This is a genomic window from Sphingomonas sp. ASY06-1R (genome assembly GCF_052180265.1).
Taxonomy (GTDB): Bacteria; Pseudomonadota; Alphaproteobacteria; order Sphingomonadales; family Sphingomonadaceae; genus Sphingomonas_I.
In genome coordinates, this window is the sequence record NZ_CP197464.1 from 957423 (window position 1) to 970340 (window position 12918).

Genomic DNA, 12918 nt, shown 5'->3' on the forward strand with positions numbered 1-12918 from the left:
GATAATGCGTATCGCGTTTGCCGCCTTTCTGCTCGTCTCGACCATGCCCGCCCAGGCGGCGACGCTCCACAAGTTCGAGGCGCTGGCCATGGCGCCGCGCGGTGATGTCGTTGCCGCCGTCGAAGGCGCCGAGGATGGTACGGCACGGGCCGCGGTCGTGGTGCGCAGCGTGATGGATGGGCGGATCGTGCGGCGGATCGATCCCTGCGCTGCCTGCACCTATTCCGATCTGGCCTATGGGCCGGATGGCACGCTGGCCTTTCTCAGCCGTAACCGCGGGGCGGGGACGGTTTCCCTGGATCTGGCGGATCAGCGGGCGCGTGTCCGCACCATCGCGACCATCCGGGGCATCGCGCAGGAACCGCGCTTTTCGCCCGACGGCCGGCGCGTGGCCCTGCTGGTGACGCTGGACGCGGCGAAGGAAGCGGGCGCAACCCAGGCGGGGGCCCGTCAGGTCGGCGAAATCGGTGAGACCAGCGACGAGCAGCGCCTGGCCGTGTTCGATGTCGCCGCCAATGTCGCCGCCGGCGCGATCCGCCCGGTGTCGCCGGAAGGCCGCTACGTCTACGAATATGATTGGACACCCGATGGAAGTGGCTTCGTCGCGACCACGGCGCTTGGCAATGGCGACAATAATTGGTGGGTGGCCACGATCGACGCGATCGATGCGACCAGCGGCACGGTTCGGCAGATCGCCAAGCCTGCCACCCAAGCCAATTTCCCGCGCATGTCGCCCGATGGCAAGACCGTCGCCTATATTGGCGGATTAATGAGCGATTTTGGCGCGGTCGGTGGCGATGTCTGGACGGTGCCCTTCGTTGGCGGCAAGCCGGTCAACACCACCCCCGGCTACAAGGCGAGTGTCACCTCGCTGGCGTGGCTGCCGAGCGGCTTGCGCGCCACCATCCTGTCCGGCGCCGATGCCTCGATCGTCCGCTTCGGTGCCGATACGCGCGGTGCCGTCTTGTGGACCAAGCCCGCCAATCTGTCTGCCGGCGATGCCCGCGTCGCCTTCAGCGCGGACGGGCGGATCGCGGCTTCGGTCGTGCAGGATTTCGAACATGCCCCGGCTGTTTATGCCGGCCCGGTCCAGGCCCTTCGCCAGATCACGCACGACAACGATGCGCTGCCTGCTGCGGTCACCGCGCGCAGCGTCACCTGGACCAATGGCGGCTTCACCATTCAGGGCTGGCTGCTCGCCCCGCGCGGGATCGATCCCGCCGCGCGTGCGCCGATGATCGTCAACGTCCATGGCGGCCCCGCCTCGGCGAGCGTGCCGGCTTATGTCGCCGCGAACAGCACCGGCGCCGATCTCGCCGCGGCCGGCTATTATGTCTTCCTGCCCAATCCGCGCGGCAGCTACGGGCAGGGCGAAGCCTTCACCCAGGCCAACCGCCGCGATTTCGGCGGCGGCGATCTCAAGGATATTCTGGCCGGCATCGACGCGGTCGAGAAGGTCGCGCCGGTGGACGACGATCGGCTCGGCCTGATCGGCGGCAGCTATGGCGGCTTCATGGCAATGTGGGCCAACACCCAGACCAACCGCTTCAAGGGTATCGTCGCTGGCGCCGGACTGTCCAACTGGATCAGCTATTACGGCACCAACGGCATCGATCAGTGGATGCTGCCCTTCTTCGGCAAGTCGATGTACGACGATCCCAAGGCCTATTGGGACGTGTCCGCGATCAACTTCATCAAGCGCGCCCGCACCCCGACCTTCATCTATGTCGGAGAGCGCGACATCGAAGTGCCGCCGACCCAGTCGATCGAATATTGGCATGCCCTCAAGGAAATGGGCGTGCCCACCTCCCTCGTCATCTATGCCGACGAGGGGCACCGCATCCGCGATGCCGCCCACGCGGCAGACATGCGCAAGCGCACGATCGCCTGGTTCGACAAATATGTGAAGGCAGCGCGGTAAGGCCATCACCTCGTTCAACCCCCGTTCGTCCTGAGCGAAGTCGAAGGACGCTTCTTTGCGCGCGTGCCACGTGCTTCGACTTCGCTCAGCACGAACGGAAACAGAATTGTCGGCGTTGACGGCCCCGGCGTGCGCGGCCTAGCGTCGATATAAAGCGCTAACATAACCGATTCAAACGGTTGCGCCGGGAGAGGATGATGAAGCTTACCCGTCGTGATGCGATGATTGCGTGCGCCAGCGTCGCACTGACCTGCTCGGTCGGCGCGCTCGCGCAAGGCGACAAGGGCGTGCTCGGCCCGGCCGTGTTCGACTGGAACGCGCTAACCGCCGTACCGAACCCGACCGGCTCGGTCCGTCAGGTCGTCCGCCAGCCAACCGCTACGCTCAATGAGTTGGAGATGCATATCACCACGCTCAATCCGGGCGTCGCATCGCACCCGCCGCACACGCATCCCAACGAAGAATTGGTGATCATTCGCGAGGGCACCGTGGAGACCTTGTCCGGTGGCACGTGGAAGCGTGTCGGGCCGGGCTCGATCATCTTCAATGCGTCCAATTCGCCGCACGCGCTGCACAATGTCGGCACCACGCCCGCCGTCTATCACGTGATCAACTGGACCAGCGCGACCACGCCCAAGAGCTAAGCCGCACCACGACAGGAGAGAAAGCCTCATGGACCTGATCGAACGCCGTCTGCTCCTGACCGCCGGTGCGGGCTTGGCCGGCCTTGCCTCGACGTTCGGTGGGGAGCTGCTGGCGCAGACGACCGCCCAGGGCAATGGCGTCTCGACCGAAGTCGCACCGATTGGGCCGGTGGCGCAGGCCAAATATCGCGTGCCGTTTGCGGTGATTGGGCTGGATCATGCCCACATCTATTCGATGACCGATGCGATGATCCGCGGCGGCGGCGTCCTCTCTACCTTCTACGCGACCGATCCGGCACAGATCGCCACGTTTCGCAAACGCTATGGCGACGTGAAACTCGCGCGGAGCGAGGCCCAGATCCTTGAGAATAAGACGATCAAGCTGGTCGCCGGCGCGCCCATTCCCGATCTGCGTGCGCCGCTCGGTATCCGCGTGATGCGCGCGGGTAAGGATTATCTCAGCGACAAGCCCGCGATCACTACGCTTGCCCAGCTTGCCGACGTGCGCCGCGCGATCAAGGAAACGGGCCGCAAGTTCGCGATCATGTATTCGGAACGGCTGGAGGTGCCGGCGGCGGTCATGGCCGGGCAGCTGGTCGATCAGGGCGCGATCGGCAAGGTCGTGCAGACCATCAACATCGCGCCGCATCGGGTGAGCGCACCGACGCGGCCCGACTGGTTCTGGGACAAGGCGCGCTATGGCGGCATCCTCACCGATATCGGCAGCCATCAGGCGGAGCAGTTCGTCTATTATACCAAGTCGACCAAGGCCCATGTCGTCGCATCGCAGACCGGCAATCTCACCTATCCGCAGCATCCGCGGTTCGAGGATTTTGGCGACATGACCGTGACCGGCAATGGCGGTACCGGCTATGTCCGGGTCGATTGGTTCACACCCGACGGCCTGCCCACCTGGGGCGATGGCCGCCTCTTTCTGCTCGGCACCGAGGGCTATATCGAGCTCAGGAAATATATCGATGTCGCCGGGCGGCCGGGCGGCAACCATCTGTTCGTCGCCGACAGGCAGGGTGTGCGTTACCTCGATTGCAGCAAGGTGTTCCTGCCGTTCGGGCCGCAATTCGTCACCGACATCGTCGAACGCACGTCCGTCGCCCAGGATCAGGCGGGCGCCCTGCTCGCCGCCGAACTCGTGCTCACCGCCCAGAAGAATGCCACGCGGCCGGTTTCGGCCTGAGGGGAGATAAGGATGACCCAGCACATCTCGCGCCGCGGCCTGATCAAGACAGGCGCCGCCGCCGCGATCGGCTTTCCCGCGATCGTGCCGTCCAGCGTGTTCGGCGCCACCGCGCCCAGCAATCGTCTCAACATCGGTGCGATCGGAGTCGGCCGCATTTCGCGCATCCACGACATGCCGGAAGTCTGGAAGAATAACGATGCGCACATCGTCGCGGTCTGCGATCTCGATACCAAGCGGATCGCGCTCGGCCAGCAGCTCGTCGATGAGGCCTATGCCAAGAAAAGCGGCAAGCCCTATAAAGGCACGCGCGGCTATGCCGATTATCATCAGCTACTCGCCGACAAGGACATTGACGGCGTCCTGATCTCCACGCCGGATCATCAACATGCGATTCCGGCGGTCCATGCGGTCCGGGCGGGCAAGCATGTCTATCTGCAAAAGCCCGCCTCGATCACCATCGCGGAAGGCCGTCTTATGGCGGACGCGGTCGCGAAATCGGGGAAGATCCTGCAGATCGGTTCGCAACAGCGCAGCCTCGATCCGTGGCCGCAATTCCACCGCACTTGCGAACTCGTCCGCAATGGCCGCATCGGCGCGCTGCGGCATGTCGAGATCGGGCTGCCGGGCGATCCGTCAGGCCCGGACGCGCCCGCCATGCCGATCCCGGCCAACCTCAATTACGATGCCTGGCTCGGTTCGACGCCGGAGGTCTATTATACCGAAATCCGGGTTCACCCGCAGGGCTCGTTCGATCGTCCGGGCTGGTTACGGCTGGAGCAATTCGGCGCGGGCATGATCACCGGCTGGGGTGCGCACCATGTCGATATCGCCCATTGGGGCATGGACATGGAGCATGCGGGCCCAGTCGAGGTGTGGGGCCGCGCCGAATTCCCGAAGAGCGGCCTGTGGGATGTCCATGGTCCGTTCCAAACGCATGCCCGCTACGCGAGCGGCGTGACGATGACGATCTCCGGTGCGCTACCCAACGGCATCAAGTTCATCGGCAGCGAAGGCTCGATCTTCGTGACGCGTAGCGGCCCGGTCACGTCGAGCGACCCGTCCGGACCCAAGGTCGCGCCGCTGGTCGCCAGCAATCCCAAGATCCTCGACAGCGTGATCGGGCCCAACGAGGTCCATCTGTATCGAAGCCCGGAGCAGCATCGCAACTGGCTGGATTCGATGCGCACCGGCCAGCCCAATATCTCGCCCGCCGAACTCGGCCACCGCGCCTGTTCGACCTGCCTCGTCCATTCGATCGCGATGCATCTGCCGGACCAGCATCTGCACTGGGATCCGAAGGCGGAGCGCTTCATCGGCAATGACGACGCCAATGCCCGCCTCAGCCGGCCGATGCGCAAGCCCTATGCGATCTAAAGTATGATGACTTTGGTAGGACCCGTTCGTCTCGAGTAGCGATCGAGCCCTTCGGCTGCCTGCGAGGCAGGCGCTCCGGACAGGCTTGTCGAGAGCGCGTATCGAGAGATACCCGCCAATGCCTCGATACGTGCCCTCGATACGCCCTGCGGGCAACTCGGTCGCACCTCGGCACGAACGGATCAGTGTAAAGTCATCACGCTCTAGGGCTGGAGCACCGGCGGGATCCGGCTCTCGACCAGGGCGTGCGTCTTGCGCTCGATCGACCATAAGGTGCGCGGGGCGGTCGGGTCCCAGCCGATCGCCTGGCCACCCGTCGGCATGGCGATCGTCGCGATCAGCTCCATCGTGCCGCCGCCTTTGGGCACACGCAGCGCATAAAGTTCGGGCCGGTCATGGCCGGAGACATAGAGCAGCCCATCCTTGCCCCAGCTGCCGCCGGAGGCACTTTTCGGCGTCATGCGATCCAGCACAGCATCAGGAAAGCGCCACTGCGCTGTAACGCGGCGTTTGCGGCCATAGCGGACGAGCGTGGTGTTGCGATGATCTAGCCCCGGCTCGCCGCCGCGGCCGTCATATTGCGCGAAACACGCCCACCAGCTGCCCCCGTTGCGCACCGCCCACGTCAGTGAACCATAGCCTCCGCCCAAGGATTCGGTCGAAAGGTGGCGCAGATCGCGGGCGTCGAACCGCTCGATCATGCTCTGCATCGGCACGTTCGGGAAATTGGACGCAGCGCACACCAAGGTTTCGCGCCGGATCATGCAGCTGTTGATATGCGGAAACTTCGCGGGGTCGCCGTCCCACCGCGCAACCTGCTGGCCGCTTGCTTTGTCGATCTTGGCGATTGCGTGATTGTCGATCGCATAGACGTAACGGCGATCGGCAGCGACGCCCTGGCCGGCGTCCGGGGCGGGGAGGCGGCGCAGCTCCACCGCCTGTAAGGGCGTGCTGGCGGCGAGCAGCAGCGACAGCGTGAGCATCAGAATTTCACCGATGCGCCGACATAAAAGGTTCGGCCATAGCGTTCATTCTGGATCACCCAGTTGCGATTGCCGGCCTGATATTGCCGCGTCGGCTCATCGGTCAGATTCTGCCCCTCGACGAAGAGCGTCACGTTGCGCAGCAAGGCCAGGCTGGCCTTGGCGTCCAGCCGCCGCAGATCGTCATTATATTGGTCGTTATAGGCGGGCGATCCGATCGCCAGCAGCGCATGGCCGGTATTGTGATAGGCGACCGACGCTTCCACCGCGCCCTTCTGGTAGAACAGCTCGGCGCCGTAGAGATATTTGGATTGGTTGGGGAACGTCGATGCCCGCCCGTCCGGCAACGTCAGTGTCGATTCCGTCCAGGTGCCGGTCAGCTGGATGCCGAAGCCGGACAGCAGCCCCGGCAGGAAGCTGAATTGCTGCTGATATTGCGCTTCCACGCCGACAATGTCGCCGCTGCTCGCGTTGAAGGGTTGGGTGATGTTCAGCACCGAATAAGAGACGCCGTTATAGACCGTGTTCCGCAGCACCGTGACCTGACTGAAGATCGGATTGGCAATCTTTTTGTAGAAGACGCCCGCGCTCAGGATACCGCCGGGCGCGAAATACCATTCCGCGGTCGCGTCCAGATTGTCGGCGCGATAGGGTTTCAGATCCGGGTTGCCGAGCGACACCGCGCCATTGGCGGAGTCGATCGAGCCGCCGGGGGAAAGATTGCTATATTCGGGCCGGCCGAGGCTGCGCGAATAGGCCAGGCGGAAGATCGTGTTGTCTGACGGCGTCAGCTTCAGCACGACCGATGGCAGCCAGTCGCCATAGCTCTTGTCGCGGGATAGCGGCACGACGTTGGTCGTACCGGTCTGTAGCTGGTAGCCGGTCACCGCGATCTTGGTGTGCTCGTACCGCAGGCCTGGGGCCACCGTCAGCGCGCCGAACTTCAGGTTCGCCATGACATAAGCCGCGCCGACTTTCTCCGTCAGCGCAAAGTCGGCGACCGCCGAATTGGTCAGCGTCGTCGCCGCGTCCAGCGGCATCAGCGCGCCGCCCAGATTCTTGTCGGTAAACGCCTTCAGCGCGTCGATGTTGAAGGTTGGCCCGTTGGCATAACATTGGCCGGTGTCGGCGCTGTTGGGCTTCACGCAGATGGTCGGTCCGTCCAGGCCGAACTGGCCAAGCGTGAAGCGATTGGGTGCGTTGGCACGCACATAGGTCGGCTGCTCCTGATCGAAGTCGCGATCGGTATCGCGATATTTGCCGCCGAACTTCAGGACATTGCCGCCGCCCAGATCGTAGGTGCCGTCGATCTTGCCCTGCCAGATGCGCTCGGTGCTGACCTGGTGGAAAGCCTGATATTGGCGGAACTGCATCTGGTTCGCGGTGCACTCGGTCGTTGGCGCCGCCGTGTAGATCTTGTCGCTGAAATCGAAATTGACGGTGCCGGGATTGCAGCGGAACTGCCACAGCGGATAGCGGTCGAGAGTGCGGTTGCGGCTATAGGCACCCGTATAGTTTAGTGTGAGCGCGCCGAGCTCGGTCGAACCGCCGGCCATGCCGGTTGCCAGATATTTGGACTTATAATCCAGCCGCAGATCCTCGCGCCGTTCGGCGGCGGTGCCGGTGACCGTGCCGGTCAAACCGTCCGGGTTCAGCTGAAACGCGGGCGTCCCGGCGATGGCCGCTGTCGCAAAATCCAGCCGATAGCGCGGGCGGATCTCATCTTCGGTGAACTTGGAATAGACGCCCCGGACAAAGAATGTCTGCGTGTCGCTGGGATGCCAGTCGAGCGACCCGGTCGCGCCGATCCGTTTTCGGTCGAGCGAATATTCGGTATATTTGATATTGTCCGGCACGCCGCCGCGCGCGAAGCGCGGGTCGGGCCGCCAATTGTCCGGATAGAAGCCCTCGCTCAGGAAATCGCGGTTGGAATAGCTGCCGCCCAGCGTGATGCCGAACTGCTCGTCGGCACCGAACCGCTTGGCGATGCTGATGTCACCCTGCACCGGCACCTTGTCGTTCAGCTGCTGCTTGCCCGCCTTGCCGCTTGCCGCGAGCGAGAAGCTCTCCTTGAAATCGAACGCCGTCTGCGTGACCAGATTGACGACGCCGCCAATGCCCTGGCCGTCCATGTCAGCGGTCTTGACCTTGGCGATCTCGACCCGGTTGAGCAATTGACCGGACACGATATCGAGCGGAAGCGAGCGCGTCGTGCCGTCCGGATTGCCGATCTCGATCCCGTTCAGCGTGTAGTTGTTGAGGTTCGACGGCACGCCCCGGATCGATACGTACCGGCCCTCGCCCTGATCATAGGTCACGCCGACGCCGGGCAGATGTTCGATCACCTCGGCAACGTTGCGGTCGGGCAGGCGGCCGATCTCGTCGGCGGCGGCCACGTCCAATACGCCTAGGGCATCGCGCTTGGCGGAGATGGCGCGCTGCTGGCTGGCGCGCTGTCCCGTCACGACGACTTCCCCACCCGCGTCGTCCGCCGGCACGTCCTGGGCATGAGCAGTGGCGGTGATGGCCGACAAGGCCACCGCGGCGAGTAGGTGATGACGCATGAGATACAGACCCCTTCGCCGCGCTCGCTAGCCCTGGATTATGACAAAGATGTTCCAAGCCTCACCGGGGGCGTCCGCGCTCTTGTGCCTGTTCGGACACGGTCGGCGCGCATCCCCGACGCTGTCACATCTCTGTCGCATCGCCGTCATCTCACTGACGCCGATCCTTCCTAGCCGGGCGCCTTCACCACGAGGGGCTCCGATGTATATTATGCGTTCGCGCACGGTTTTGACGCGCGCCTTGACCGGCGTTGCGGTGGCAGCGCTGTTCGCTGCGTCCGTCGCGGCTGCCGATATCCGTGGACGCGTCGTCGAGAAGGACAAGCATGTCGCGCTGCCCGGCGCGACCGTCACGGTGCGGGGCACCAATTTGTCGGCCACCGCCGGCCGCGACGGCAGCTTCATGATCAGCGGCGCGCCCGAAGGTCCGCAGACGCTGGTGGTCGATTATGTTGGCTATGCCGAGACCGTGCAGCCGGTCGCTGCGGACGATCAGCCCGTTGAGATCGCGCTGTCCAGCGCTGACGATAGCAACGAAGTGGTGGTGACCGGAACGCGGCTCGCCGAACGTCGTGCGTTGCAGACCAAGAAGGCCGCCGATAATTTCGTCGAAGCGCTTTACGCCAATGACGTCGGCAAATTGCCCGATCAGAATGTGGCCGAGGCGATCCGCCGCCTGCCGGGCCTGTCCGTCGCGAACGATCAGGGGGAGGGGCGCTACGTCATCATCCGCGGCGTGAACCCCAACCTCGTCAACGTCGTGCTCAACGGCCAGACCTTGCCCGCACCGGAACCGGACGGGCGCCAGGTGAAGCTGGACGACATTCCGTCCGCGATGATCAGCGCGGTGATCGTCACCAAATCGCTGACCCCGGATCAGGACGCCAATGCCATCGGTGGCGAGGTCAATATCCGCACCCTGTCGGCCTTCGATCGCAACAAGAGCTTTTTCGCCGACGCGCGCGGCGCCTATGGCCGCTATGCGCTTAACCACAAGAATCCGTGGGAGGCCGATGGTCAGGTCGGCGGCATCTTCGCCGGCGGCAAACTCGGTGCGGTCCTGTCGCTCAATTATTCGCGTCGCCCGATCGAGTCCGAGAACTTCCAGGGCTCAACCAATTTTCTCGCCATTGGCGGCCCCGATCAGTTCGGGCTGCGCGACTATAATCTGGTGCGCACGCGCGTCGGCGCGGTGGCCAATTTCGATTACCGGCCGAGTGACGCGGTCAAGCTGTTCATCCGAAGCAGCTATTCCAAATTCACCGATAACGAACGGCGCGATCAGAACCGTGTCGATCAGATCGTCTATAACGATGCCGCCGGCACCTATTCCGGGCGCGGCAGCATCCTGATCCGGCGCCGCGAGGAAAAGGACAATACCAAGTCGGGCGAACTGGGCGGCGAATTCGATCTGGGCGCGGCCGGCCAGCTGGCGGTGGCGGGCACCTATACGCGCGCGATCAAGAATGATCCGCTGCGCAGCGAGTATAATTTCCGCGCCGGCAGCAACTCGGTCAGCGGCACCTTCGATCTCGATCAATCGCCTTATGGCTTTGCGTTTGCCGCGCCGTTCGATCCCTCCAAATTCCCGCTCAACAGCGTCAACTATGACCGCCGCCACGCGCAGGAGGATCTGTGGCAGCTGCGCGGCGATTACACCTTGCCGGTGGCGATCGGCGAGGGATCGACGATCAAGGTCGGCGCCAAATATCTCAATCGCCACAAGACCAACGATCGCGATTATGTGCAATATGGTCGCGGCACGACCTTCAACGCGTCGAGCGCTACCTACACGGACGATCCCAGCTTCTACGATGGCCGCTACACCTTCGGTCCGCGCATCGATTATGATGCCGCCCAGGCCTATGCTGCCGCCAACCCGACCGCGCTGATCCAGAGCACGTCGAACATCAACAGCTCGCGCAATAACAGCCAGGTCAATGATTATGACGTGCGCGAGAAGATCAGCTCGGCCTACGCCATGGCGACGCTCACCTTTGGCAAGCTGACGATCGTACCGGGCCTGCGCGTCGAACATACCCAGGATTCACAGAAGGCAAAGCTGCTCGCCACCGGCGCGACCGCGCCCATCGATCAGGATTTCAACAGCTTCACCAGCCAATCCTATACCGATTGGTTTCCGGGCGTGAACGCGCACCTCAATGTCAGCCGCGATTTCGTCCTGCGCGGCGCGGTGACCACCGCGATCGGCCGCCCCAATTACCCGGATCTCGCGCCCTACGTGTCGGTGGATACCACCAGCGCGCCCACGACCATCACGCTCGGCAATCCCGCGCTGCAACGCTACAAGGCGGTCAATCTGGATGCGGCGGCGGAATATTATCTGCCAAGCCAGGGGCTGCTCTCGGTCGGCCTGTTCTACAAGCATATCGACAACCCGATCTACACGCAGAGCCTGCTCGGCCAGAGCGGCAATTTCGGCGGGCAGGATTTCACCAGCGTCTCGGTCACGCGCGCGATCAATGCCGGCAGCGCGGTGGTGAAGGGGATCGAGGTCAATGCCCAGGTCCAGTTCACTTTCCTGCCCGGCTTCCTCAACGGCTTCGGCGCTTCGGCCAACTACAGCCGCATCTCCGGCCACGCCTCCGATCTGCCCGGCCGGGCCGGCCGCGTGCCCCTGTTCCTGCAATCCAAGAATGTCGGGACCGTGCAGCTCTTCTACGAGAAATATGGCTTTGCTGCCCGCGTCGCTTATTCGTTCCGTTCGTCCTACGTCGACACGCTCGGCACGACCGCGGCGACCGATCAATATACCGGCTATAACGGCCAGCTGGATGTCCATGCTAGCTACCAGATCAGCAAGAATCTGACCGTGTTTGCCGACGGCACCAACCTCAACGACGCCGCCTGGCGCCGTTTCATCGGCACGAAGAACCAGTTGGTGGAACGCGAGCGCTATGATTATTCGGTACGGGGTGGCGTCCAACTTCATTTCTAGTCGCAGGAGCAACTCAGCGGTGATGCGCCTTCGCACTCTCGTCCGGCGCGCCCTCGGTGTGACGCTATTGCTAGCGGCTGCCTCTGCTGCCCAGGCCGAGCGGGGCCTGACGCTGGAGCGTGTGATCGTGGTGATGCGTCATGGCGTCCGGCCGCCGACCAAGGCGCCCGCCATGCCGGCGGGTATCGCCGCCGATCCATGGCCGCAGTGGCCGGTTGTGCCGGGTTATCTTACCGCCCACGGTGCGCGCGCCATTGTTCAGGTAGGGCAGGCGGATCGCGCCTGGATGATGCGCGGGGGGCTGGTCGCCCGCAAAGGTTGTCCGGCGAATATGCGCCTCGTCTCTGACAGTGATCAGCGGACGATAGCGACCGGCGATGCCTATCTGCAGGGGGTCGCGCCCGGCTGCTCCATCGTCAATCATCACCGCCCCCAGGGGGAGGACGATCCGCTGTTCCGCGCCGCCGGCGAGAATGGCGCGCCCTTCGATTCCGCCCGCGCCAACGCCGCGGTCGCCCAGGCGCTGGGTTCGGGCGGCATCCGCGCGATCGAGGCCGGGCAGCGCGTCAACCTCGCTCGGCTCGATCGCATCCTATGCGGTGCACAGCGTAGCGGCTGCGGCGTCTCGCGCGAGGCCACCCGGATCGTGCCGGCAAGCGCCACCAAGCGCCCCAAGCTGGAAGGCGCGCTCGATCGCGCCTCCACCGCCGCCCAGATCCTGCTGCTCGAATATGCCGACGGAAAGCCCATGGATCAGGTCGGCTGGGGACGCGCAACCGTGGCGGACATCACCGCGCTCAGCGCCTTCCACAGTCTCGAATTCCAGTTGTTGGCGCGGCCGCCTTATCTCGCTGCCGCCAACGCCGCGCCGCTGGCCCGCACGATCGCCGACGCGCTGCGCGACACCGCACCAACCGCGCCGCGGATCGTGGCGCTGATCGGACATGACACCAACGTCGCCAGTCTCGGCGGGATGCTCGGCCTCCACTGGCAAGCCCCCGGCTTTGCCGCCGACGATCCCTCCCCAGGCGGCGCCATAATCCTGGAATTGCTGCGCGCGCAGGGCGGCCGTCGCTACGTCCGCGTGTCCTACCGCAGCCAGTCGCTCGAACAGATCCGCACGTTCGCCGCCAGCCCACCCCACCGGGAAGTCCTATCGATAGCGGGATGCCCGTCACTATGCCCGCTCGACCGCGCCCTGCAGCGGCTTGCACCGCGCGACTGGGGCATAATCCCATAATCGGCCTGCCGGTTGCGCGCTATTTGGACGCCAAC

8 protein-coding genes are annotated in these 12918 nt (G+C 64.3%); 6 read left to right on the forward strand and 2 right to left on the reverse strand.

Features of this window, described 5'->3' with window-relative positions; translation table 11 throughout:
• The first annotated feature begins 4 nt into the window (after positions 1-4).
• The 4 genes from ACSBM8_RS04750 to ACSBM8_RS04765 all read left to right on the forward strand — a co-directional run bounded on the left by ACSBM8_RS04750 (position 5) and on the right by ACSBM8_RS04765 (position 5137).
• On the forward strand, positions 5-1921 hold the full coding sequence (locus ACSBM8_RS04750; RefSeq protein ID WP_442680508.1) for a S9 family peptidase: 1917 nt from the start codon (positions 5-7) through the stop codon (positions 1919-1921).
• A 194-nt stretch (positions 1922-2115) separates the two neighbouring features.
• Positions 2116-2565 carry a cupin domain-containing protein gene (locus tag ACSBM8_RS04755; RefSeq protein WP_442680509.1) on the forward strand — a complete coding sequence of 150 codons (450 nt, stop codon included), beginning with the start codon at positions 2116-2118 and terminating at the stop codon, positions 2563-2565.
• Positions 2566-2593: 28 nt separating this feature from the next.
• The gene (locus tag ACSBM8_RS04760; RefSeq protein WP_442680510.1) at positions 2594-3760 is read left to right on the forward strand and encodes a Gfo/Idh/MocA family protein; all 1167 of its coding nucleotides are present in this window, start codon (positions 2594-2596) and stop codon (positions 3758-3760) included.
• A gap of 12 nt (positions 3761-3772) precedes the next feature.
• On the forward strand, positions 3773-5137 hold the full coding sequence (locus tag ACSBM8_RS04765; RefSeq protein WP_442680511.1) for a Gfo/Idh/MocA family protein: 1365 nt from the start codon (positions 3773-3775) through the stop codon (positions 5135-5137).
• A 203-nt stretch (positions 5138-5340) separates the two neighbouring features.
• Here ACSBM8_RS04765 and ACSBM8_RS04770 read toward each other — a convergent pair whose 3' ends face one another.
• Together ACSBM8_RS04770 and ACSBM8_RS04775 are read right to left on the reverse strand one after the other, a co-directional pair.
• Positions 5341-6120, reverse strand: coding sequence for a hypothetical protein (locus ACSBM8_RS04770; RefSeq protein ID WP_442680512.1), 780 nt, complete (start codon positions 6118-6120; stop codon positions 5341-5343).
• On the reverse strand, positions 6120-8684 hold the full coding sequence (locus ACSBM8_RS04775) for a TonB-dependent receptor (protein ID WP_442680513.1): 2565 nt from the start codon (positions 8682-8684) through the stop codon (positions 6120-6122). Before ACSBM8_RS04775 ends, ACSBM8_RS04770 begins: the two co-directional genes overlap by 1 nt.
• Before the next feature lie 202 nt (positions 8685-8886).
• Here ACSBM8_RS04775 and ACSBM8_RS04780 point away from each other — a divergent pair, with 202 nt between their 5' ends.
• On the forward strand, positions 8887-11643 hold the full coding sequence (locus ACSBM8_RS04780) for a TonB-dependent receptor (protein WP_442680514.1): 2757 nt from the start codon (positions 8887-8889) through the stop codon (positions 11641-11643).
• A 22-nt stretch (positions 11644-11665) separates the two neighbouring features.
• On the forward strand, positions 11666-12883 hold the full coding sequence (locus ACSBM8_RS04785; RefSeq protein WP_442681488.1) for a histidine-type phosphatase: 1218 nt from the start codon (positions 11666-11668) through the stop codon (positions 12881-12883).
• The last annotated feature ends 35 nt before the right edge of the window (positions 12884-12918 follow it).